The sequence below is a fragment of the Pseudokordiimonas caeni genome (assembly GCF_026719705.1).
In the GTDB taxonomy this organism is placed as follows: domain Bacteria; phylum Pseudomonadota; class Alphaproteobacteria; order Sphingomonadales; family Kordiimonadaceae; genus Gimibacter; species Gimibacter caeni.
The window spans coordinates 721,108-744,269 of the sequence record NZ_JAPPRR010000002.1 but is presented as its reverse complement, the minus strand read 5'-3'; the positions used below and the strand labels follow the sequence as shown (position 1 = coordinate 744,269).

Genomic DNA, 23,162 nt, shown 5'->3' with positions numbered 1-23,162 from the left:
CGAGGGGTACCGTCATGAGCTGGCTTACCAACTATGTGAAACCGAAACTCCAGCGGGTGCTGAGCTCCCGCGAGACACCGGATAACCTGTGGCACAAGTGCAAAGCCTGCGGCCAGATGATCTTCCAGAAGGATTTCGAGGCGAACCAGTATGTGTGCGGCCACTGCGATCATCATGACCGCGTGCCCCCTGCCGGCCGCTTCAACGCGCTGTTCGACGAAGGCAAGTTCGAGCTGATGAGCCTGCCCCGCCCCGTGCAGGATCCGCTCAAATTCCGCGATTCCAAAAAATATACCGACCGCATGAAGGCCGCCCGCGCCGACACCGGCGACGATGACGCCATCAAGGTGGCCTCCGGCACCATCGGCGGCACCGAAGCGGTTGTCGCCGTGCAGAACTTCTATTTCATGGGCGGCTCGATGGGCATGGCCGTGGGTGATGGCATCATCGCCGGCGCCCGTCAGGCGCTGAAGCTGAATGCGCCCTTCGTTATGTTCACGGCATCGGGCGGCGCCCGCATGCAGGAAGGCATCCTGTCGCTGATGCAGATGCCCCGCACCACCGTGGCGCTGCAGATGCTGCGCGAAGCGGGCCTGCCTTACATCGTTGTCCTCACCGATCCCACGACGGGTGGTGTTTCGGCCTCCTACGCCATGCTCGGCGATATCCAGCTCGCCGAACCCGGCGCCATGATCGCCTTCTCGGGCCCCCGCGTGATCGAACAGACGATCCGCGAAAAATTGCCCGAAGGCTTCCAGCGCGCCGAGTATCTGAAGGATCACGGCATGGTCGACCGTGTGGTGCACCGCCATGCGCTGAAGGACGAACTTGCCACCATTCTCAAACTTGTCATGGGCGGCCAGTATCGTCGCCGCGCCGCTGCGGAATAAGGGTAAGCTCACCCGACCTTCCGCCCGAACGAGGGCCCGCCCAGATGGATACGACCGGCAGCGACACCGTGCTTGCGCGGCTCATGCATCTGCATCCGAAGCTGATCGACCTGTCGCTCGGCCGGCTGACCCGTCTCCTGGACCGGCTCGGCAACCCTGAAAAGAAGCTGCCGCCTGTCGTGCATATTGCCGGCACCAACGGCAAGGGATCGACAACCGCCACGCTCCGCGCCATTGCGGAGGCCGCCGGTTACCGCGTGCATGTCTACACGTCGCCGCATCTCGTGCGCTTTGCCGAACGCATCCGCGTCGCCGGCAAGCTGATCGAGGAAGACGCGCTGACCGCGCTTCTTGAGGAATGCGAGGCTGCGAACGGCAGCGACCCCATCACTTTTTTCGAGGTGACAACCGCCGCCGCTTTCCTCGCTTTCTCGCGCGTGCCGGCTGACCTGTGCATTCTGGAGGTTGGCCTTGGCGGGCGGCTCGATGCCACCAACGTGATTGAAAAGCCCATCGCCTGCGCCATCACGCCCGTCAGCTTCGATCACCAGCAGTATCTGGGTGAAACGATTGAGGCGATCGCGGGCGAAAAGGCCGGCATCATCAAGGCGGGCGTGCCGGTGCTGGTTGGCCCGCAGCTCGGTGCCGCGAACCAGGTGATCAAGGCAACTGCACAGGGGCTGAAAGCACCGGCCAAATTCTTCAAGACTGACTGGCACGCGGCGCCTGCGGAGACCGGCGACAGCTTCCATTACCGCGACGAGATGGGCAAGCTGATCCTGCCGCTGCCATCCCTGAAGGGCCTGCATCAGATCAACAACGCCGGGCTCGCCGTTGCCATTGCCCGCACGCAAAAGGCCCTGCGCCTGACCGATGCAGCCATCCGTGCCGGCATGGGCTGGGTGCGCTGGCCCGCGCGCCTGCAGGATCTCGCCGGCAGCAACCTGCACACGCTATTGCCCGAAGGCGCCACGCTGATCCTTGATGGCGGTCATAACCCGGCCGCTGCCGGCATCCTGCGCCCCGTGCTGCAGGGGGCGGACCCCGTATCCCGCCCCGTCACGCTTGTGATGGGGATGATCAACACCAAGGATGTGGCGGGCTTCCTGAAGCCGCTTGCCGGCCTTGTCTCGCGCGTGATTGCTGTGCCCATCGAGGGTGAAACGGCAGCTGTGGACCCCGCCTATATCGCCGCCACCGCCACCGACATCGGCATCAGCGGCACTGTGGCGCGCGATGTGCCTGCCGCCCTTGGCATGGTATCGGCCACCACGAAGCCCGGCGAAGCTCCGTTCGTGATGATTGCGGGATCGTTGTATCTGGCGGGTCGGGTGCTCAGGCATGCCGGGCTTTACCCCGACTGAGGCGCCCAACGCTGCGGTCTTCGAGACACGGCTTCGCCGTTCCTCAGACCGAACGGCATTCCATGCTGCACCGCTCGCCCTGAGGAGCCCGAAGGGCGTCTCGAAGGGCGCGTTTCCGTTATAACCGACAGAGAGAGCTTTTAGCTGAAGAGGCTGAGGACCGACTGCGGCGCCTGGTTGGCAATACCCAGCGCCTGCAGGCCAAGCTGCTGCTTCGTCTGGAACGCCTGCAAGAGGGCGCTTTCCTTGGCGAGGTCAGCATCCACCAGATTGCCGATCCCCACATCAATGCCATCCGAAAGCTTGGTCGTGAAGCCCTTCTGGATTTCCAGCCGCTTGGCGGTTGAGCCAAGCTTAGAGAGCGCCGTATTAACGGTATCGATGGCTGTTTCGATCTTGGTCAGGGCATTCCCGGCTGCCTCTGGGCTATCAGCCGAACCAGCACCCGCTGTCGGGTCGCCATTCACCAGATAGGAGGAAGCACCGTCCCTTACCAGATGAATGGTCGAACTTGCGGAGAAATCGATTTCAAAGGGGGAAAATCCGTCTAGCTTCGCCGAATCATACTGATTCGAAACGCCCAGTGCAGCGAAGACGGCGTCCACATAATCGGTGTCGAATGCCTGACCATCGTTGTTGCTGGTGGCGAACGTTCCCGTATTGATATTCTCGCCCCCAAGATTTCCGCCGTTGGCATTCTCCAGATTGACGAGCGCTGCCAGAAAGTCCGAATCCGAGTTGGCAAAAAGATTCTGTCCTGCAAGCGATTCAACGGTTCCGCTGACGGACGTTGCGGGAATAGTCGTCAGGTTTGTCTCGTTCAGGCTGAGGGCGCTCAGGGTGAGTTCCGCGAAGGTACCGGTGATCGTATTGGCAGACGTGCCGCTTTCATCGGTAATGGCTGCGAGACTGTCGCCTGTCAGCAGGTTCGTGCCGTTGAAGGATGCGTTACGGGCTATGCTTTCGATCTGGTCGCGCAACTGCACGAAGTCATCACTGAGCGACGTGCGGCTGTCGGCATCAAGGCCCGGGTCCTTGGCGGCAACTGCCTTTTCTTTCATTTCAATGAGAAGATCGGAAATTGCTTCAGCGCCGGCGATGGCGACATCGAGGGTCGACATGGCCCGGTCAAGCGAGTTTTGAACTGCGCTGAGGCCAGCGAGATTGCCACGCATGGTCTGGGCAATAGCAAAAACGGCCGCGTTATCCTTGGCGGATGCGACCTTCAGTCCGGTGTTCACACGACCCTGGGTGCGGTCCAGAAGGCCGCTCGTCGTGTTCAGATTTTGCAGGGATTTAAGCGCCCCTGCGTTGGTGTTCACCGAGAACATTAAGCTACTGCTCGTTTACCGCGTTCGGCGGCGGGTTGACATTCTGTCTGCGGGGCATACTGCTCCGTTAAAATTTTAAGCAATAACTATGCCGATCTCAAAAAAGTGATTCATTTTCAGATTCCCCGCAGGAATCCGCGCAAAAAGAAACGGGGCGCTGTAACACCCCGTTCCGACTCATGTTTTTCGATATAGGCAATTTCTGCAGGGCGGCAACTTGTGCCACCCACTTCGCAGGCAATTATTGCCGATCAGCCAAGCGCCTTGACCATCACCTCACCTACGCGGCGGGCGAAAGCTGTCGGATCTTCGGGCACTTCGCCTTCCAGAATGCGCGCCTGATCATACACCAGATGCACGGCATCCTTCAGGCTGTCGGCGGCGCCCTTGTCGCCGGCCTTGGCGGCGAGCGCGACGATCAGCGGGTGGCCGGGATTCACTTCCAGAATGCGGGCCGACAGGTGATCGAGCTTCTTGTGCGCCTTCAGCAAGCGTTCGAGATGCATGTCCATCGCGCTTTCGTCAGCGACAAGACAGGCTAGCGTTTCGATGAGGCGGTCGGAAGCGCGCACCTCCTTCACGGTGTCGCCGAGCACTTCCTTCATCAGCACGGTCAGCGCCGTCATCGCGCCTTCGGTAGCCTTGGGTTTGCCGGCATCTTCCGGCTTGTCCTCGCCCTTGATGTCCTTGAGGTCACAGCCGCCTCGGGTGATCGACTGGAAGGCATGGCCTTCATGTTCCGTCACCATCTGCAGCCAGAATTCGTCAACCGCATCAGCGAGCACCAGCACTTCAACGCCCTTGGCCTTGAAGCCCTCAAGCTGGGGCAGGCGGCGCGCGGCGGCCTCGTCGGGGCCGGTGACATAATAGATGGCCTTCTGGCCTTCCTTCATGCGCGAGACATAATCGGCAAGCGTGGTCCAGCCGTCGCCATTCGTCGATTTGAAGCGGGCGAGTTTCAGCAGTTGCTCGCGACGCTCGAAATCTTCGTAGATGCCTTCCTTGAGGACGGCGCCGAAGTTCGCCCAGATGGCCTCGAACTTGTCCTTGTCGCTTTCCGCAAGCTTTTCAAGTTCGCCCAGCACGCGCTTGACGATGGCTTTCGACATGCGGGTGACAAGCGGATTATTCTGCAGCATCTCGCGGCTGACATTGAGCGGCAGGTCCTGGCTATCGACCACACCTTTCAGGAAGCGCAGCCAGCCGGGGATCAGCTCGCCCGTATCATCGGTGATGAAGACCTTCTTCACATAAAGCTTCACCTTGGGCTTGCGGGCGGGATCGAAAAGATCCATCGGCGAGGCGCCCGGAACATACAGAAGCACGGTATATTCCTGCATGCCTTCGGCCTTGTAATGCAGCGTCAGGGCCGGATCGTCCCACGCATGGGCGACATGGTGGTAGAATTCCTTGTATTGCTCTTCCGTCACATCCGCCTTCGGGCGGGTCCAGAGAGCGGAGCCTTCGTTGACGGCAGCGGCTTCCGCCTCTTCCGCCTGGTCCTTCGCCTTCACCGCCAGCGTGATCGGCACGCCGATATGGTCGCTATAGGTGCGGATGATGGTCTCGAGCCGGAATTTCTTCAGGAATTCGTCGGCGTCTTCCTTGATATGCAGCACGATATCGGTGCCGCGTGTGGCTTTCCCGGCCGGTGCCACGGTGTAGGAACCCTCGCCGCTGCTTTCCCATACGTGCGCCACATCCTCGCCGGCACGCTTCGAGGTCACGGTCACCTTGTCGGCGACCATGAAGACGGAATAGAAGCCGACACCGAACTGGCCAATCAGCTGCACGTCCTTCTTGGCGTCACCGGTCAGCTTCTCAGCAAAGCCCGCGGTGCCCGAGCGCGCGATGGTGCCGAGGTTGGCGATCAGGTCATCATGGCTCATGCCGACGCCGTTATCGGAAACCGTCAGCGTGCGGGCCGCTTCATCCACAGTGATGGCGATTTTGAAGGCCGGGTCGTCAGCGGTGAGCGCGGGGTTCGTCAGCGCTTCATAGCGCAGCTTGTCGCACGCGTCCGACGCGTTCGAAATCAGCTCGCGCAGGAAAATCTCGCGGTCCGAATAAACGGAATGCACCATCATATGCAGCAGGCGCGAGACTTCTGCCTCGAAGCCACGGGTTTCTTTGGCTTCTGCTGCCTGTTTTACATCGTCAGCCATATCTGTCCTCGGGTTATCTCGTCAAAAATGGAAAGGGGCCGGAATGGCGTTCGCCACTCCATGCCCCCGATTTAGGGAACGCTTTCGCGGATTCAAGACTGGCCGAGGGAAGAGGTGACCTTCGTCTCGGTCACAAAGCCCGACCGGTCCTTCAGAAGCACCTTGGCGTCAGCCTCGGCAAGCCTGTAAAGCCAGCCGTTCACCCGTGCCTTGATGGCCTCCGCCTCGGCGGCACCATCTTCGGGTGCGTCGGGCAGGATACCGGGCTCGCCCTGATCGCGCGCCGAGGGATCGAAGAAGGCAACCGGCCGTGCCCAGGTGGCGTCATCGAGCGCATAAAGCTCCAGCATGATGGTGAGGCCGTCATAGGTTTTAAGCGACACTGTCTGCACAGGGGCGGCTTCCAGCCCCTCGAACGAGCGCACGTCCGTGGCCGTCAGCGCCGTCAGGATATGGGCAGGTTCGCGCAGTTCCCACGCCCCTGCCGGCTTTTCATCCTCACGCGCCGTCAGCACGCTGAAATCGGTGGCATCAAGGCCGCGCGACAGGGTCACGCCCGAAAGGGTGACTTCCGCCACGCGGCTTTCCTTGATGTCGAACACCTGCGGTTCGATCCAGAAGGCGGGATCGGCCGACACCTCGGCCAGGTCGGTGACGAGCCAAGAACGTTCCTCATCCGGGCGGATCACATAGGTGAGCGACTTGCCATCCGGATGCGCGCGGCGCTTGCCCTGTTTGAAGGTGGCCAGCATCTTGTCGTTCGCGCCCATCACCTCGATGGCAGGCGCGTCGGGCCCGAGGCCCACTTCCTTGAGCCCGCTTTCGCTGCCCGTCTTGGGTTCGCGCCGGGTGGAGGTGACAAGGCCGCGCAGGAAGGTGAGAACCTTGGCGTCGTCCGCCGCATAGCCGCCGCGTTCCTCGATGGTCCAACCAGCGTCACCCTTATTGAGGGTGACATGGCCTTTGCCGTCCTTCGTCCATACCTTGGCCTTCACCGCCTCGTTGATGGTGGCTTCGAGCCCCGGGAAGGTCGGCTCGCCACGGGCGCCATGCTCGCGAGTCGGGTCTTCCCCGAACAGGACCCAGATAGCCGCCAGCACGGCCACAAGGGTCAGCCAGCCAAGGATATTGGTGGTGCGTTCGGTCATCTCTCTTCCCTTCAACCGGTGATCCGGCGGCGCCGGACATAAGCCCGGCCGAGTGCTGCGAGTACCAGAAGGATCGGTATGAGCGCAATGTTGATGAAGGCAAGGCGGTGGCCAAGGCCTTCGATTTCGGTGCGCAGTTCCCGCTTCACTTCCCGCAGCGCCTTGCGGGTATCCACAAGCTCGGTGCGGAAGCGTTCGATCTCGGCTTCCTGCTCAGGCGAGAAGACGGCCTGACCTTCCGGCACTTGGCCCTCGAGCTCGGCAAGGCGCTGTTCGGCGGCCTGCAGCTTTTCTTCAAGCGCCTGCTCCTCCGACCGGTAGCGGGCATCCGCCTCGCGGCGCATTTCCTCCACCTTCACGAAAGGCCGGCGGGCGATGCCGCGGGCGCGCAGGTCAAGAAGCGCTTCGGAGCCCGCGATATGATCGGCAAGGTTCAGCACGAAGCCACCGTTGCCGGCCACCGGCACGGCCATCCGTTCGCCCATGAAATTCTGGACCTGCACCCAGAAGCGGTCGTCAAAAAGGTCGCTGTCCGCCACCAGCACCAGATTGATATTGCCTTCGGCCACGCCGCCGGCATCAACGGTTGGCGCGTCCACCTTCACGCGGTCGGGATAGGCCGATTTCGCGGGGCCCGAGAGGCGAGCGCCGATGATATGGGTTTCCCCGTCCGACACCATGTCGCGCATCAGCCCGTCCGGGTCCGGCATGCCGACGGCGCGGGCAGCATCGAACAGCATCGAAGCCGAGCTCGAGGTGATGAGCGGTGTCACGGTCGTGGTTGCCCCTTCAACCGGGTTCAGCACACCAACGCTTGCCAGATTGAGCGTGTCGATGGCACCGGTGACCACATCGTCGCCGTTCAGGTTCGATTTGCCAATATTCAGCCAGAAAACATAGTCCTTCACCGAATCGGGGCCATAGCCGCCCATCTGCACACGTTGGGCAAGCGCGGCATCACCAAGGACCTTGCCTTCGGGCATGTCCACACCCCAGGCCTTCAGGAGCGGCCCCAGGTTCGAGGGCGAAGGCGCCATGGCCCGCGGGTTCATGGCTTCCGAGTGCGGGTCAAGAAACACCAGCGCCCGACCGCCTTTCAGCACGAACTGGTCGATGGCGAAAAGCTGGTCGTCATTCAAGGCCGGTGGCTGCACGATCATCAGGACGTCGGTTTCAGTCGGGATTTCGGTGAAATCCTCGGCAATTTCCTGCACGTCATAGAATTCGCGAAGCTGTTCATAAAGCACATAAGGCTGCGCCTGACCCGACATCATGGCCTGCGGGCCGCCGGGGCCGAACTGCATGGGCAAAGCCGTCAGGAGCGTCAGCCGTTTCTTGCCGGCGTCCGAGAGCGACCCGATGAGTTTGACGAGATCGTACTCAAGGAACTGCTCGCGTTCCTGGCTGAAGAAGGGGATCGAGGCTTCACCGTCCACCGCGTTGCGCGCGGCAAGGCCCAGATAGAGCGTCGAGCCATCGGTAAGCGGCACACCCTTGAGGCCGGCTTCCACCGCGCGGTCCTCGTCTTCCGAGAAGGGCTCGGGCTCGATCACATTCAGGATGATCTTGCCGCCGGACCGACTGGCAAGTGTGGCCACCAGATCCTCGATCCGCTTGCCGAACGACAGAAGTTGCGGATAGGGCGTGGCGAGCGCGCGGGAGAAATAGAGGTCGAAGGTCACGGGCTCGCCCAATGCCTCGATCGTTTCGATCGTGCCATCCGACAGGGTATAGAGCCCGTCTTCGGTAAGATCGAGGCTGACCCCGCGCAGGAAGCGGTCGCCAAGGATCGTGACCGACAGGAACAGAAGCACCATCAGGGCAATGAGCGCGCCGGGGCGCGTCGTCAGTCTGGACATAAGGTTACCCATCAACCGGCCTCCCGCTTGCTTTCAACGATCACCCGGTTGATGCCGAGCCACAGGGCGATCACGGTGAGGAAATAGACAACGTCGGAAAGGCCGACGACACCCTTCTGCAGATTTTCAAAATGCGCGAGGAACGACAGGTTGGCGACCACGCCGACGAGCGGCCCGGGCAGGATGCCGCCTGCGGTATCCAGCACCATCGGCAGGCCCGACACCATGAAAAGGAAGCAGACGGACACGGCAAGGATGAAGGCCACGACCTGGTTCTTGGTCAGCGCCGACATGGCCGCCGCGATGGCAAGATAGGCACCAGCCATCAGGAGCGAGCCAAGATAGCCCGTCACGATCACTCCGTTATCGGGGTCGCCGAGCCAGTTGACGGTAATCCAGATCGGCAGCGTCATCGCAAGCGCCAGGCCCGTGAAGGCGAAGGCCGCGAGATACTTGCCGGCAATCACCGCGCTCGTATTTACCGGCAGGGTAAGGAGCAGTTCAAGCGTGCCCGACTTGCGTTCCTCGGCCCAGAGCCGCATGCCGATGGCCGGCACAAGGAACAGGTAAAGCCACGGATGGTAGGCGAAGAAGGAGACAAGGTCAGCCTGCTCGCGCTCGTAAAACTGGCCGACATAGAAGGTAAAAAGCCCCTGCATCACAAGGAAGATCACAAGGAACACATAAGCGAGCGGCGTGGCGAAATAGCTCGCGAACTCGCGCCGGAAGATGGTCATCATATCCTTCATGCTGCCTTCCCCGTCGTCACGCTGCGGAACACATCGTCCAGCCGGCCCCCATCAACCGAAAACTGGCTGACATGCCAGCCGTGCTTGGCGACCAGGTCACCGACCGGATCGGCGATCTGGGCTGCGGGCTTGGCGAGGATCGTCAGCCGGGTACGGTCGCCCTCACCCGCTGCTTCCACGCCTGCCACACCATCAAGCGCCTTGGCAGCATTCACAATGGCATCGGCATCGGCCGAGGGCACCAGCATGGTCACGGCACCGACATAGATCGACCGCGCCTTCAGGGCCGAGGGCGTGCCGTCCGCGACAATGCGCCCGGCGTTGATGATCACGGCGCGGCTGCACAGCGCCTCGACCTCTTCAAGGATATGGGTCGAGATGATGATGGCGCGCTCGGCCGACATGGCGCCAATCAGGCGGCGCACTTCATGCTTCTGGTTGGGGTCAAGGCCGTCGGTCGGCTCATCCAGGATCAGCACATCAGGGGAATGCAGGATGGCGGCGGCAAGCCCCACCCGGCGCTTGAAGCCTTTGGACAGCGTTTCGATCCGCTGTTCCATCACCTTTTCAAGCTGCACAGCACCGGCGGCATCGCGCACCGCTTTTTCCGCAACTGCCCCTTCGATCCCGTGGGCGGCGGCGATGAAGGCGAGGAAGCCGGCAGGCGTCATGTCGCCGTAAAGCGGCGCGCCTTCCGGCAGGTAGCCGATGCGGCGGCGCGCGGCGGCATTGCCGGCCGTGACCGTTTCACCGCAAACAATGGCCGATCCGGCGCTTGGCGCCAGAAAGCCTGTCAGCATTTTCATAGTGGTAGTTTTACCGGCACCGTTGGGGCCGAGGAAACCCAGCACTTCGCCCTTCTTCACAGAAAGCGAGATACCATCCACGGCGCGAAGCGGCCCGAAGTGTTTCTTCAGGTCTCGCGCTTCGAGAAGCACATCCATCCGTCTAATCCCCCGATTGACTGTGGGTCGGCAGGGGCCTGCCGCTCTGTTTCGCTAGATAGGCCAAGGCGGGTGGGCTTGCAAGTCCCCACCCCGGTTTAGGCCCGTGTTGCCCGGTTCATCACGCCGCCCATCTCTGCGTCCATGCGGGTACGCCAGTCGGCCACCGGGCCCGCGCCTTCCAGCACGTCAAAGCTGCTCACCACATGCGGCCACATCAGCGTGCCCATCAGGGCGAAGTCGGCGAAGCCCGGCCGGTTGCCGCCAAGATAGGGCTGGCGTTCAAGCGTGGCGCGCACCGGGGCAAGGCCCTTCAGGAACTGGGCATGGGCAGCCTCGCGCCCGGCCTGCGCCTCTTCAAGGCTGCGCCCGAGATACTTTTCGCGAGTCTGGCGGAAATAAACGGCATTTTCTTCGTCAAGAACCGAGGCGATATCGGCCACGATCATCGGGAAGATGCCAAGAACCACGGTACGGTTGAGCCATTCGTTGAAGAAACGCGCAGGTGCGCGGCCTTCTTCCCCGCCAAACACCGTGCGGTCGGGATAGGCGGCATCCAGATAACAGGCGATATCGAAACTGTCGGCAACCCAGCGGGCACCATCCTTCAGCACCGGGACGGTTTTCGATCCGGCGGGCTCGATGCTCGGCTTATCAAGGAAACGCCACGGAACGCCCTCGAAGGACAGTCCCTTGTGTTCGAGTATAAGCCGGACCCGCCACACATAAGGGCTGAAGCGAAGGGCGGGATCACGCCCGCAAAGCTCGAACAATTGACGTACCATGGCTCCCCCGTCGGTCGTTTGCCGAAGCCTAACGGAAAAGCAGTGCCGTCTGAAAGGGAAAGTCGAGAAAAGTAAAACTGGCCCAGCCGGGGGTATGCGAAGATTGAGGGGGCTAGGGGTTCAGTCCTTCGCAAGTGGCTGGGCCAGTCGAGGCCAACGATTGGATGGTCGCCCCGCATTGAGGCCCTCTGCGGGCCCAATTGTGGCAAGATTGGGGCAATTCGTTTTTCTGCCTTCCAAGGACGCAGAAAAGAATTCCGCCAGCGAAGCGGCGAAGCCTCACTGGCGGAAAAATCTTGCAGATCGAACCGGTTATTCGACCGAAACGTCGCCCGAGCCGTTCACGCTGGTTTTCACCTTGGCAGGTGCGCCGGTGATGGTGATATCGCCCGAACCGCTCATCGAGGCTTTCACTTCCTTGGTGGCATGCACGCGGATATCACCCGAGCCGCTGCCATCCGCCACCGCGATCTCGCACTTGAGACCGCTGGCGTCCACGTCGCCCGAGCCGTTCACTTCGGCTTCCACCTCGGTGCAGGTGCCGGACGCATCAACATCGCCCGAACCATTCACCGAAAGCCCGACCTTGCCGACCATGGCATTCTTGAGCGTCGCATCGCCCGAACCATTCACGGAAAGTTCGAAGCTGTCGCCCTTGGCGCCGTCCACCTCGATATCGCCAGAGCCATTCATCGCGGCTTCGGTCAGCGACGGCACGGTGATATCGACCCGAAGCTCGCGGATATTGTTATAGCTGCCGCGCTTCATCTTGATCGTCAGCTCATCGCCGTCAACCTCGGTCACCACGCGGTCGATGATGTCGGCGTCCGCCGTCACCTTGACCGACTGGGCGGGGCCGACCTTCACGAACACATCGAATGAACCGTCAACATCGATTTCAGTGAAACTTGCCAGGTCGCGCGTCTCGGTAACGGCCTTTTCAGCCGCATAAACGCCGGGCGAAGTGATGATAGCGGCCAGAAGGCCGGCCTTGAAAATGCTGGTCATGGGTGATCCTTCCTCAGTCAGCGTCGCTGATGGAGCCGATGCCGTTGATTTCTTTCTTCACCTTGGCAGGCTTGCCATAGATGGTGAGCGATCCGACGCCCGAAATCTCGGCGCGGATGCTTTCGCTCGCATAGATGCGGCCATTGCCGGCACCGGCGATATCAACATCGGCATTCTTGCATTTGAAATCACGGAGATCGAGGTCGGCCGCACCGGCCGCATCCACATCCAGATCCCCGCATTCACCGTCGATCGAAATGTTCACTGCGCCGCCCACATCGATCGAGAATTTGTCAGCCTTGATATCCTTCAGCTTGCCATCAACCGCGCCGCCCACTTCAAGGGCTTCGAGCGTCGGCACAGTGATGGTCACCGTCACGTCCTCCGTGTCGTTGCCGCCCCACCAGCTCTTGTTCCGCTCCATGTCGATGATCAGCTTGCCGTCTTTCACCTCGGTGACGACCTTTTCCATATAGTCGGCCGGGGCCTCCACGGTGACCTTCTGATCCTTGCCGCCGGTCAGATCCAGCGTCACGGCGCCACGCACCTCGATTTCGGTGAAGGCGTCAACATCCCGGGTTTCGGTCTTGGTGTCATTCGCCGCAATCGGGCTGGCAATCAGCAGGGCGCCGACGCCTACAGCGGCCATCAGGCCAACGGCAACTTTGGGCATAGTCATTTCGCAGTCTCCTCGCTTGTCTTTGTGTCTGTCGTTCATACCCGCTTGGGCGGGCTTCTTTATATCAGGTTGATATATACTACGCCCTCACGCCCCGAGGTCAAGCCGAAAGAAGGAAGCCACAACACAGGCCCCGAAGCTTGCCAAACCGGGCTGGTTGCTGCAAACTTTCCATCATCAAGGCCGGACGCCGGCTTTTCGAAACCTGCGGGAGCGTATGGAGGACAGTAACCCGATACCGCTGTTTTCCCACCCGGGCAACGGCCGTGCCGTCGCCCGGGTCTATCTGCTGCGCCCCGAGCTTTCCAAAATTCTTAATTATTATGGCCGCATGGTCGCCGCCGGCGAATGGAAAGACTATGCGATTGACCACCTGCCCGATCGCGCCATTTTCTCGATTTTCCGGCGCGCCAGCGAAATGCCGCTTTATACCATCGTCAAGGAACCCGCCCTTGCCGCCGCGCAAGGCATGTGGCGCATCACCGGCACCGCCGGCCAGATCCTGAAGCGCGGCCACGACCTCGACAAGCTCCTCGCCTATTTCGACGCGAAACTCCTGAAAGCGGTGGACTGACACCCCGACGGCTGCAGTTTGCCGACGGCTGCATTTTTCTGTTGCGCAACCAAATGATTGCATATAAACATGCAACCGATCAGTTGCCAATGAGGTTCCGACGATGAAACGTGACATCTTCCAGGCCATAGCCGACCCCACCCGCCGGGCCATCATTGTGCTGATCGCCGCCCACGCGATGACGCCGAACGCGCTTGCCGACCATTTCGAGGTGTCGCGCCAGGCCATCTCCAAACATATCCAGATCCTCAATGAATGCGGGCTTCTGGATCAGGAAAAGGCAGGGCGGGAAATCCACTATCAACTCAAGCTCGAGAAGATGCAGGAAATCGACATGTGGCTCGAACAGTTCAGAAAGCTCTGGGAAACCCGCTACAGCCAGCTCGACAGCCTTCTCGCCATATTGCAGGAAGAAAAAAGCCATGAAGCCTGATCTCCAGTTCGATTTCCTTGTCGACAGGGCAAAGAACACCGTCACCGTGAAGCGCGAATTTGCTGCCGGCCGCCAGCTGGTGTGGGACTGCCATACGAAAAGCGAGCTGCTTGACCGCTGGTTCGCCCCGAAACCCCTCACCACGAAAACCAAGTCGATGGAGTTTCGCGAAGGCGGCCACTGGCACTTTGCGATGATCGATCCTGAAGGCAACGAATACTGGAGCCTGATGGAATACAGGACGATCAACCCGATCGACGGTTACAGCGCTTATGACGGTTTTTCGGATGAAACCGGCGCCCCGAACATGGACATGCCCCGCTCCACCTGGGACGTGACCTTCACCGAGGTTGCTTCCGACCGCACCATGGTCAGCACGCTTGTGGTTTATGGTTCGCTTGCCGAGCTTGAAACCGTGCTGCAGATGGGCATGCAGGAAGGCCTTACCTCCACCCTTGAGCGGCTCGACGAGCTTCTCGCAACCTTTGGATAAAAAGAGTCATGACAGCGACAAAAATCACCATCGATGCCACCATCAACGCGACACCTGCGAAGGTTTGGGAATGCTGGACGGAACCCGCCCACATCACCAAATGGAACTTCGCGTCCGACGACTGGTGCTGCCCGCACGCCACCAACGACCTGCGCACCGGCGGCAAATATTCCGCCCGCATGGAGGCGAAAGACGGCAGCTTCGGCTTCGATTTCGAAGTGATCTATGATGAGGTCGTGCCGATGAAGCGCATCGCCTACACGATGCTCGATGGCCGCGCGGCGGTCGTCGATTTCGAGGAAACGGGCGGCGCCACCAAAGTGACGACCACCTTCGACGCCGAGGCGCAAAATCCGGCCGAGATGCAGCGCAACGGCTGGCAGGCGATCCTCAACAATTTCAAGAAATATACCGAGGCCTGAGCCTCGCCGACGGCTCCAAAACCCCGAAAAACAAAAGCCCCGCTCGAAAGGCGGGGCTTTTTTGTTCGGGTAAGGAACCGGTCAGCGTTTCGCGAACCCCTTTTCAGAGATGACAATATCGAAGGCATCATTGGGCGCAAGATTGGCGAAGTACCAGTCCTCGGCCCTGTGCCACTGCTTTTCCCAATCCCCGATAGCACCTTCACGCGCCAACAGCCTGCGCATGCGCGTCTCGTCCGAAACCTCGACCAAACAAAGCACGTCAGTAAGGTGCCTAAGTTCCGGGCGGGCGGAATAGGTTCCTTCCAGAATGATGAAGGGCTTTGCCTGCAGGACGATAGTGTCCGCTGCCGGGGAGCCATCGAACGCCTCCCAGTCGAACGGCTGATAGCGCGCCACTCCAGCTTCTTGCAGAGCCTTCAGGATATCGACCTGACGACGCCAGTCGATACAGACATCCGCCAGAACATGCGGCGGATCCGTCCGGATCGTCGTCCCGCCGGCATAAAAGTCATCGCCCGACAAAACAACCGCTTCGAGGCATTCTAGGAGCGCAGCCGCTATTGTTGATTTCCCGGCACCGCTGCGTCCGTCCAGCGCAATCACCACGGGAGTTCCGGGCTGCCGGCTCGCTTCCCTGGCAACGGCCTCAAGATGGGCCGATAGCATGTCGGCAATTTCGTCGATAGTTTGAGTCACCGACAGATCATGCAGGCTGGATGCAGGAGATACAAGATTGAAGGGGAATGGTGCCGCTGGGCAGGATTGAACTGCCGGCCTCGTCATTACCAATGACGCGCTCTACCACTGAGCTACAGCGGCCCGCCGATAAATCGCAGGGGACAAATCCCCGGCAGGCGAAACGCCGCCCTTCTAAGGTTTGAACGCTGCCCCGTCAATAGGCTTTGAAAAGAATCTTGGGCTGCGGGCCCGAAACCCCAGCCGGGGGCTTGTCAATCCGCCGGGCATTGGGCATAGCTTGAGCCATGAGCACTGCAGACAAGCCCGAAGCAAAAGCGACCCTTTCGCACGCTGCCCGCGAGGCCGCCGAGCGTGAAGCCCGGCTCGCCGAAGCGCTTCGGGCCAATCTCCGGCGCCGCAAGGAACAGGCCCGCGACCGCGATGACGTGGACGACGGCAAATGAACGTCTAGAGGGGGAATATCGATGGCCATCATGTCGGACAAATGGATCCGTCAAATGTCGCTCGAGAAAGGCATGATCGAGCCTTTCGCCGACCGTCAGGTGCGCGAGGGCAACATTTCCTATGGCCTGTCTTCCTATGGCTATGACGCCCGCGTATCGCGCGAATTCAAGATTTTCACCAATGTCGATTCGGCCGTGGTGGACCCCAAGGATTTCAATCCCAAAAGCTTTGTGGACCGCGAAACGGACGTGTGCGTCATCCCGCCGAACAGCTTTGCCCTCGCCCGCACGGTTGAATATTTCCGGGTGCCTGAAGATGTGCTGGTGATCTGTCTTGGCAAATCCACCTACGCCCGCTGCGGCATCATCGTGAATGTGACGCCGTTGGAGCCCGGCTGGGAAGGCCATGTGACGCTCGAATTTTCAAACACCACGCCGCTCCCTGCCAAGATTTACGCCAACGAGGGCGCCTGCCAGTTCCTGTTCCTGCAAGGCAACGAGCCGTGCGAAGTGAGCTACAAGATGCGCGCGGGCAAATACCAGGGTCAGACCGGCGTCACCCTGCCGAAACTCTGACATCATGGATGAAACCTCCCTCGTCAGCCTGAAGGCTGCAGCAGATGCGCGAGACCTGAACTATGGCGGGCTGCTTGAAGACGTCCTTGAACTTGCCTACACCGACATTCTGAAACCCGGCGACCGCGTGGTGGATGGCGGCGCCCATATCGGCCGCCATCTCTTCCCCCTGTCGAATATCGTCGGCAAGCGGGGCCATGTCCATGCGGTGGAGCCGCTGCCGTGGCTGCATGAACGCCTTGAGCGTGAACTCAAAAAGCGCCACATCCGCAATGTCAAACAGCATCCGGTCGCCCTCAGCCACAGCCGCGGCGAGGCATCCTTCGTGGCCTTCCGCGACTTCCCGGCCTACAGCGGGCTCGAACGGCGCCAGACGCCCTTTGACGACGCCGAAGGCGGACGCGAGACAATCACTGTCCGTAAGGTATTGCTTGACGATCTGGTGCCCCGCTTCTTCGGCAAGGTGGCTTTCATCAAGCTCGACTTGGAAGGGGGCGAGTTCGATGCCCTGCGCGGCGCAACCCGCACACTCGACCGCTCCCGCCCCTTCCTTGCATTCGAGTGCGGACGGCAGGCCTCCGGCAATCTCTATGGGTTCAACCGCGAGGATTTCTTCGGCTTCTTCGAAGCGCATGGTTATGCCCTGTATTCCATCGGGGGCGTGCCTTTCACGCGGGACGACTGGCGCCCGCAAAGCATCTGCTGGGACTATTTCGGTGTACCGCTCGAGCGGACCGACATTCCGCCCCGCCTGCCACAATATGCGGTAGCAAAACTCGCCAGCCTCTGACACGGCAGGGGTCACACCTGTCACGGGCGCTGGGCGTGAGGCTTGGCTCTGGCTCACTGAAGCTGCAAGTTTGTTGCTTTGCACAACAAATAGTTGCATAAGGTTCCCCTTGGCCAAACGCAAGTGACCGTCGCAGCTGCCTCCATCCGTCACGATTGTCAAAGCGACAGTAAAATCATGCTCCTTACCGACCAGATCAAAGCCTCCGAAGCAGCCCGCCTCGTTCATCATGCCGGCGGCCTTCGCTACCAGACCCTTGCCCGCATCGAAGCCCTTCTGCCCGAAGGCATGAAGCGCACCGCCGAAACCGGCTGCGGGCGTTCGACTATCCTTTTCTCGAACTTCTCCAAGCGTCATACGGTCTTCTGTCTCGACGACCGCGACGAAGGGGACCGGTCGAGCGTGAGATATTTCGAAACTTCGTCTTTCACCAAACCGGCGGTCATCAATCCCGTCTTCGGGCCAACCCAACTGACGCTGCCGACGCATGTGCATGAAGGCCCCTATGACTGCGTCCTGATCGATGGGCCCCACGGCTACCCCTTCCCCGAAATCGAATATTATTATTTCTATCCTCATATCCGGAAGGGCGGCCTGCTGATCATCGACGACGTGCAGATCGCCACCATCGGGCGGATGGCCGATTTCCTGCAGGAAGATGCCATGTGGGATCTGGTCGAGCTGTCGCAGACAACGGCAATCTTCCGCCGCACCGATGCCCGCACTTTCACGCCAACCGGCGACCATTGGTGGCAGCAAAACTATAACCGCCGCCGCACCGAGGCTGACAAGCCGTTCCTCCTGAAGGACGGGGGGGAGCTGCCAAGCTTTGCAGACCGGCTGGTCATGGCATCACGCAAACGCCGCAAGCCGCTCCCCGTCCGGCTGTGGCGCAAGCTGCGACGCGCCCTAAAAGGCTGACAGCGGCCCCGCTTCCGCCCTTGCGCTGCCCCCGTCCTGCCGCTATGTCGGGGCAATGTGCGCGTCGCCAATCAATCGCGCGAGGAGAAGAAACGTGGAAAAGCTGGTCATCAGGGGCGGAAAAAGGCTCGAAGGGACGATCCCTGTATCGGGCGCCAAGAATGCCGCACTTCCCCTGATGTGCGCCCCGCTCCTCACCGAGGAGCCGGTGACGCTGGAAAACTTGCCGCGGCTCGCGGATATCAACACGCTTGCCGACCTTCTCAATCACATGGGGGTGGCGATCACCATCGCTGCCGGCCAGGGCGGGCGCATCCGGGGCCGCAGCCTGACCTTTTCGGCTGCCGAGATCAACGACACGGTGGCGCCCTATGATTTCGTCCGCAAGATGCGCGCCTCGATCATCGTGCTTGGCCCCCTTGTCGCCCGCGCCGGCGAGGCCATCGTCAGCCTGCCCGGCGGCTGCGCCATTGGCAACCGGCCGATCGACCTGCACCTGAAGGCGCTCGCCGCCCTTGGCGCCGAGATCGACCTTGAAGAAGGCTATGTGCGCGCCTCCGCCCCGCGCGGGCTGACCGGCGGCCTGATCCGCTTCCCGTTTGCGTCCGTAGGCGCCACCGAAAACGCCCTGATGGCGGCTACCCTCGCCAAGGGCACCACAACCATCGAAAATGCGGCGCGCGAGCCCGAAATCGTCGATCTCGCCAAATGCCTGAATGCGATGGGCGCAAAAATCACCGGCGCGGGGCACGAGACGATCACCATCGAAGGGGTGGACCGCCTGCATGGCTGCACCCATACGGTGATGCCGGACCGGATCGAAGCGGGCTCCTACGCGGTCGCCGCCCTCATGACCGGCGGCGATGTTTTCCTTGAAGGCGCGGTTGCCCACGACATGGGCGCGATCCTCGACAAGCTGCGCGAGGCCGGCGCCATTGTGGAAGAAAAGGCTGACGGCGTGCGCGTGAAGGCGGGCGCAGGCGGCATCAAGGGTTTCAATATCGTCACCCAGCCTTTCCCCGGCTTCCCGACCGACATGCAGGCCCAGTTCATGGCGCTTGCGACCGTGGCAGACGGTGCCAGCATCATCACCGAAGCCATCTTCGAGAACCGTTTCATGCATGTGCCGGAACTGTGCCGCCTTGGCGCCGACATCACCGTGACGGGGGCAAGCGCCACCGTGCGCGGCGTGCAGAAGCTGAAGTCCGCCCCGGTGATGGCGACCGACCTTCGCGCCTCGATGGGGCTCGCTCTCGCCGGCCTCGTGGCAAGCGGTGAAACGACCGTCAACCGCCTCTATCACCTTGACCGCGGCTATGAGCGGCTCGAAGAAAAATTGCGCGGCGTTGGCGCCGATGTTGATCGCGTGCCCGGCTGACCCTACATTCACCGGCATTCGATACGCTCTGTTCAGGAATTGTAAGGCCGAATGCCCGAAACTTTGAAACTCAGGATCACCGACGGGAAAGACCTGTCCGTCGCCTCCGCGCTGATGCAGGACTGCGTGGTGGCCGCCGTTGACATGGCCTTTGACGCAAAGGCCCGCCGCTTTGCCCTCATCGGCAACCGCTACCGGCACGAAGCGGCCCCCGGCTTCTTTTCCCGCCTTGTCGGGGCAAAGGGGGAGCGCGTGCGCACCGGCTTCCATCTGAATGATGTGACGGCGGCAACAACGAAGAATATCGCCCTTGGCGACCCCGATGCCATCGGCGCCCTTCTCGCCATCGATGCGCAAGCGATTGACGAAGCCTTCGAAATCGTGCTGACCTTCGCGGGTGGCTCATCGGTGCGTCTGAAGGCCGACTGTATCGACGGGCTGATGAACGACCTCTCGGAGCCATGGCCCGCCGGTGCCCGCCCGAACCATGATTGATTGACTGAACGGATTGGAAGAGCCCCCTATGGCCGCCCCGGAAAAACTTGTCCTCGCCCTCCCCAAGGGTCGCATCCTTGATGAAGTGATGCCGCTTGTCCGCGCTGCCGGCATCGAGCCGGAAGCCGCGTTCGACGACCCGAAATCCCGCCAGCTGGAGTTCGCGACGAACGTGCCGGGGCTTTCGATCATCCGCGTGCGCGCTTTCGATGCTGCCACCTTCGTGGCCTTCGGCGCCGCACACATGGGTGTCGTCGGCAATGACGTGCTGACCGAATTCAATTATGCGGATCTTTATTCGCCGCTCGACCTCAAGATCGGCCATTGCCGCCTGTCGCTCGCCATGCCGGTCGAGGAAGCGGACGATGACCCCCGCGCCCATTCGCACATCCGGGTCGCCACCAAATATCCGAACCTGACCCGCGCCTATTTCGCCGGGCTCGGCGTGCAGGCCGAATGCATCAAGCTGAATGGCGCGATGGAACTGGCACCGTCCTTGGGCCTTTCCAAACGCATCGTTGACCTCGTCTCCACCGGCGGCACGCTCAAGGCCAACGGCCTGAAGGAAGTTTCGGTGATCGCCGACGTGTCCTCGCGGCTCGTTGTCAACCGCCCGGCTTTCAAGACCCGCCCGGCGGCCCTCAGCCACTGGATCGAACGTTTCAGGGAGGCAGTCGGTGGCGCGGCGGCTTGATATAAACGAGCGCGAGTTCGAGGCGCATTTCCGCACGCTGCTGTCGCTGAAGCGTGAAAGTGCGCCTGACGTGCGCGACACCGTGACCACGATCCTTGCTGATGTGAAGGCAAACGGTGACGCGGCACTTGCCGCCTACACCCGCCGGTTTGATCGTTTCGACGTCGAAACAAATGGTCTTGCGATTACTGCCGCTGAGCTTGATGCGGCGGTGGAAGCGGTCGACGCTGAAACGCTCGCGGCCCTGCGCCTCGCCGCCGCCCGCATTCGCGCCTATCATGAACGCCAGCGGCCAACCGGCTTTGGCTTCACCGATGACGCCGGCATCCATCTGGGTGAACGCTGGACTGCCGTCGATGCCGCCGGGCTTTATGTGCCGGGCGGCCTTGCGAGCTATCCGTCGAGCGTGCTGATGAATGCGATCCCGGCCGCTGTGGCCGGCGTCGAACGTGTCGTGATGGTGGTGCCGACGCCTGAGGGCGTGACCAACCCCCTTGTCCTTGCCGCCGCGCGCGAAGCGGGCGTGACCGAGATTTACCGGGTGGGCGGCGCGCAGGCTGTGGGGGCGCTTGCCTTCGGCACCGCAACGATTGCCCCGGTGGACAAGATCGTCGGCCCCGGCAATGCCTTTGTGGCGGAAGCCAAACGGCAGGTTTTCGGCACGGTCGGAATCGATTCGATTGCCGGGCCGTCGGAGATTCTCGTCGTGGCTGACAACCGCAACGACCCCGCCTGGATTGCGGCTGATCTCCTGAGCCAAGCCGAGCATGATACCGCCGCCCAGTCGATCCTGATCACCGATGACGTGGCCTTTGCGGACGCTGTGGCCGTAGCCGTTGATGCCCATCTCGCCACCCTGCCGCGTGCGGCCATCGCCCGCGAAAGCTGGGAGGCGAACGGCGCCATCATCACCGTTGATAGCTTCGATGCGGCCCTGCCGCTTATCGACCGGATCGCCGCCGAGCATCTGGAGCTGGCTATCGAGGGCGCAGACGCGTTTGCCGCCCGCGTGCGCCACGCCGGTGCCATCTTCATCGGCCGCCTGACGCCCGAGGCCATCGGCGACTATATCGCCGGGCCGAACCACGTGCTGCCGACCTCGCGCACTGCGCGTTTTTCGTCGGGCCTTTCGGTTTATGATTTCATGAAGCGCACTACCTTTGTCCGGATGAGCGATGAAGGCCTGCAGGCCATCGGCCCCGCGGCCGTGAAGCTCGCCGAAGCCGAGGGTTTGGGCGCCCATGCGCTGTCGGTTGCCATCCGGCTGCCGGAAAAGCAGGGAGGCTAGATGGCGGATCACCGGCTCATCGATGTCACGCTTGACGATTCGACGGTCGCCCGCTGGAGCGCCGATGTCGAGCATGAGCGCCGGATCGCCATCTTCGACCTTCTGGAGGAAAACAGCTTCGCCCTCCTGAAATCGGCAGACGAGACTTACGAAGGCCCGTACAAGCTGCACCTTTCCACCATCGAAGGACGGCTGGGGTTTGACGTGCGCGCCTCAGACGGATCGGACCTCATGAGCTTCCGGCTCGCCATGACGCCCTTTCGCCGCATCATCCGCGAATATTTCGCTATCTGCGACAGCTATTACGAGGCCATCCGTTCGGCCAGCCCGTCGCAGATCGAAGCGATCGACATGGGGCGCCGCGGCGTCCACAACGAGGGCAGCGAGCTGTTGCGCGAGCGTCTCGACGGCAAGATAGAAATCGACATGCAGACGGCCCGCCGCCTGTTCACGCTGATCTGCGTCCTGCACCTGAAGGAAGGCCGAGGCCCGCTATGACATTCCTGCACCCGAAAAGCGTCCTTTTCGTCTGCAACCAGAATTCCGTGAGAAGCCCGATGGCCGAGGCCATCACCCAGAAGCTGGCGCGGCGGCGCATGTTTGTCGAATCGGTCGGCCTGATCGCGGGTGCTGCCGACCCCTTCACCGTTTCGGTGATGGCGGAGGACGATATCGATATCGCCGACCATGCCCCGAAAACGCTATCGGAAGTCGATCCCGCCGATTTCGACCTTGTGGTGGCGCTGACGCCCGAAAGCCACATGAAGCTTGCCCGCACGCTCGGCGCCGATAATCCCAAGCTCGAATATTGGGCGACCCCCGATCCCGGCGACGCCGAAGGCCACCGCGACCGCGTGATAGACAGCTACCGGCTGGTGCGGGATCACCTTGAAGTCCGCATCGCGGATCGCTTCCACTTCAGTTAAGCCCGCGCGGCGCCAATGTGACACATCCCTTGGGCGGCGCGTCACGCACCCTATCCCCGTGTCCGCAAGGCCACACTTTCGGGCGATCCTCTATTGTTGATGCGG

26 protein-coding genes and 1 tRNA gene are annotated in these 23,162 nt (G+C 61.5%); 16 read left to right on the top strand and 11 right to left on the bottom strand.

What is annotated here, in order from left to right:
- Positions 1-14 precede the first annotated feature (14 nt).
- Entirely contained in the window at positions 15-890 is an 876-nt protein-coding gene (accD, locus tag OU694_RS12265) for an acetyl-CoA carboxylase, carboxyltransferase subunit beta (protein ID WP_308911294.1), read from the top strand.
- A 44-nt stretch (positions 891-934) separates the two neighbouring features.
- Positions 935-2,254 (top strand): bifunctional folylpolyglutamate synthase/dihydrofolate synthase, encoded by a 1,320-nt coding sequence (locus OU694_RS12260; protein ID WP_308911293.1) that lies wholly within the window; start codon positions 935-937, stop codon positions 2,252-2,254.
- Between the two features lie 140 nt (positions 2,255-2,394).
- Here OU694_RS12260 and OU694_RS12255 read toward each other — a convergent pair whose 3' ends face one another.
- The 9 genes from OU694_RS12255 to OU694_RS12215 all read right to left on the bottom strand — a co-directional run bounded on the left by OU694_RS12255 (position 2,395) and on the right by OU694_RS12215 (position 12,922).
- Positions 2,395-3,585, bottom strand: a complete 1,191-nt coding sequence (locus OU694_RS12255) for a flagellin N-terminal helical domain-containing protein (protein WP_308911292.1) — start codon at positions 3,583-3,585, stop codon at positions 2,395-2,397.
- Between the two features lie 251 nt (positions 3,586-3,836).
- On the bottom strand, positions 3,837-5,750 hold the full coding sequence (gene htpG, locus OU694_RS12250) for a molecular chaperone HtpG (RefSeq protein ID WP_308911291.1): 1,914 nt from the start codon (positions 5,748-5,750) through the stop codon (positions 3,837-3,839).
- Between the two features lie 92 nt (positions 5,751-5,842).
- Complete coding sequence (locus OU694_RS12245; protein ID WP_308911290.1) at positions 5,843-6,898, bottom strand: DUF4340 domain-containing protein; 1,056 nt, start codon at positions 6,896-6,898, stop codon at positions 5,843-5,845.
- An 11-nt stretch (positions 6,899-6,909) separates the two neighbouring features.
- Complete coding sequence (locus OU694_RS12240) at positions 6,910-8,769, bottom strand: Gldg family protein (protein WP_308911289.1); 1,860 nt, start codon at positions 8,767-8,769, stop codon at positions 6,910-6,912.
- Positions 8,769-9,506 carry an ABC transporter permease subunit gene (locus tag OU694_RS12235; protein ID WP_308911288.1) on the bottom strand — a complete coding sequence of 246 codons (738 nt, stop codon included), beginning with the start codon at positions 9,504-9,506 and terminating at the stop codon, positions 8,769-8,771. Before OU694_RS12235 ends, OU694_RS12240 begins: the two co-directional genes overlap by 1 nt.
- On the bottom strand, positions 9,503-10,450 hold the full coding sequence (locus tag OU694_RS12230) for an ABC transporter ATP-binding protein (RefSeq protein WP_308911287.1): 948 nt from the start codon (positions 10,448-10,450) through the stop codon (positions 9,503-9,505). Before OU694_RS12230 ends, OU694_RS12235 begins: the two co-directional genes overlap by 4 nt.
- Positions 10,451-10,548: 98 nt before the next feature.
- Positions 10,549-11,235 carry a glutathione S-transferase family protein gene (locus OU694_RS12225; RefSeq protein WP_308911286.1) on the bottom strand — a complete coding sequence of 229 codons (687 nt, stop codon included), beginning with the start codon at positions 11,233-11,235 and terminating at the stop codon, positions 10,549-10,551.
- A gap of 312 nt (positions 11,236-11,547) precedes the next feature.
- Complete coding sequence (locus OU694_RS12220) at positions 11,548-12,243, bottom strand: head GIN domain-containing protein (protein WP_308911285.1); 696 nt, start codon at positions 12,241-12,243, stop codon at positions 11,548-11,550.
- Positions 12,244-12,256: 13 nt separating this feature from the next.
- Positions 12,257-12,922: a head GIN domain-containing protein gene (locus tag OU694_RS12215; RefSeq protein WP_308911284.1), complete on the bottom strand. Its 666-nt coding sequence runs from the start codon at positions 12,920-12,922 to the stop codon at positions 12,257-12,259.
- A gap of 217 nt (positions 12,923-13,139) precedes the next feature.
- On the opposite strand from OU694_RS12215, the gene OU694_RS12210 reads away from it, so the two are divergent.
- From OU694_RS12210 to OU694_RS12195, 4 genes are all read left to right on the top strand, one after another.
- Positions 13,140-13,496 (top strand): DUF2794 domain-containing protein, encoded by a 357-nt coding sequence (locus tag OU694_RS12210; protein ID WP_308911283.1) that lies wholly within the window; start codon positions 13,140-13,142, stop codon positions 13,494-13,496.
- 103 nt (positions 13,497-13,599) lie between these two features.
- On the top strand, positions 13,600-13,929 hold the full coding sequence (locus tag OU694_RS12205) for an ArsR/SmtB family transcription factor (protein ID WP_308911282.1): 330 nt from the start codon (positions 13,600-13,602) through the stop codon (positions 13,927-13,929).
- Positions 13,919-14,422, top strand: a complete 504-nt coding sequence (locus tag OU694_RS12200; protein WP_308911281.1) for an SRPBCC domain-containing protein — start codon at positions 13,919-13,921, stop codon at positions 14,420-14,422. The genes OU694_RS12205 and OU694_RS12200 overlap by 11 nt, the downstream gene beginning before the upstream one ends.
- An 8-nt stretch (positions 14,423-14,430) precedes the next feature.
- Positions 14,431-14,844 (top strand): SRPBCC family protein, encoded by a 414-nt coding sequence (locus OU694_RS12195; RefSeq protein ID WP_308911280.1) that lies wholly within the window; start codon positions 14,431-14,433, stop codon positions 14,842-14,844.
- Positions 14,845-14,925: 81 nt separating this feature from the next.
- Here OU694_RS12195 and OU694_RS12190 read toward each other — a convergent pair whose 3' ends face one another.
- Positions 14,926-15,453: a uridine kinase family protein gene (locus OU694_RS12190; protein WP_308911279.1), complete on the bottom strand. Its 528-nt coding sequence runs from the start codon at positions 15,451-15,453 to the stop codon at positions 14,926-14,928.
- Between the two features lie 138 nt (positions 15,454-15,591).
- A tRNA-Thr gene (locus OU694_RS12185) sits at positions 15,592-15,666 on the bottom strand.
- 164 nt (positions 15,667-15,830) lie between these two features.
- On the opposite strand from OU694_RS12185, the gene OU694_RS12180 reads away from it, so the two are divergent.
- The 10 genes from OU694_RS12180 to OU694_RS12135 all read left to right on the top strand — a co-directional run bounded on the left by OU694_RS12180 (position 15,831) and on the right by OU694_RS12135 (position 23,057).
- Positions 15,831-15,989: a hypothetical protein gene (locus tag OU694_RS12180; RefSeq protein ID WP_308911278.1), complete on the top strand. Its 159-nt coding sequence runs from the start codon at positions 15,831-15,833 to the stop codon at positions 15,987-15,989.
- Positions 15,990-16,010: 21 nt separating this feature from the next.
- A complete protein-coding gene (gene dcd, locus OU694_RS12175; RefSeq protein WP_308911277.1) occupies positions 16,011-16,565 on the top strand; it encodes a dCTP deaminase in 555 nt (184 codons plus the stop codon).
- Positions 16,566-16,569: 4 nt separating this feature from the next.
- A complete protein-coding gene (locus tag OU694_RS12170) occupies positions 16,570-17,355 on the top strand; it encodes an FkbM family methyltransferase (protein WP_308911276.1) in 786 nt (261 codons plus the stop codon).
- A 177-nt stretch (positions 17,356-17,532) separates the two neighbouring features.
- The gene (locus OU694_RS12165; protein ID WP_308911275.1) at positions 17,533-18,276 is read left to right on the top strand and encodes a class I SAM-dependent methyltransferase; all 744 of its coding nucleotides are present in this window, start codon (positions 17,533-17,535) and stop codon (positions 18,274-18,276) included.
- A 94-nt stretch (positions 18,277-18,370) separates the two neighbouring features.
- The gene (gene murA, locus OU694_RS12160; RefSeq protein ID WP_308911274.1) at positions 18,371-19,654 is read left to right on the top strand and encodes a UDP-N-acetylglucosamine 1-carboxyvinyltransferase; all 1,284 of its coding nucleotides are present in this window, start codon (positions 18,371-18,373) and stop codon (positions 19,652-19,654) included.
- Positions 19,655-19,705: 51 nt separating this feature from the next.
- The gene (locus tag OU694_RS12155) at positions 19,706-20,149 is read left to right on the top strand and encodes a DUF2948 family protein (RefSeq protein ID WP_308911273.1); all 444 of its coding nucleotides are present in this window, start codon (positions 19,706-19,708) and stop codon (positions 20,147-20,149) included.
- 28 nt (positions 20,150-20,177) lie between these two features.
- Complete coding sequence (gene hisG / locus OU694_RS12150; protein WP_308911272.1) at positions 20,178-20,843, top strand: ATP phosphoribosyltransferase; 666 nt, start codon at positions 20,178-20,180, stop codon at positions 20,841-20,843.
- The gene (hisD, locus tag OU694_RS12145) at positions 20,827-22,131 is read left to right on the top strand and encodes a histidinol dehydrogenase (RefSeq protein WP_308911271.1); all 1,305 of its coding nucleotides are present in this window, start codon (positions 20,827-20,829) and stop codon (positions 22,129-22,131) included. The genes hisG and hisD overlap by 17 nt, the downstream gene beginning before the upstream one ends.
- Positions 22,132-22,629, top strand: a complete 498-nt coding sequence (locus OU694_RS12140) for a UPF0262 family protein (RefSeq protein WP_308911270.1) — start codon at positions 22,132-22,134, stop codon at positions 22,627-22,629.
- Positions 22,626-23,057: an arsenate-mycothiol transferase ArsC gene (locus tag OU694_RS12135; RefSeq protein ID WP_308911269.1), complete on the top strand. Its 432-nt coding sequence runs from the start codon at positions 22,626-22,628 to the stop codon at positions 23,055-23,057. Before OU694_RS12140 ends, OU694_RS12135 begins: the two co-directional genes overlap by 4 nt.
- The last annotated feature ends 105 nt before the right edge of the window (positions 23,058-23,162 follow it).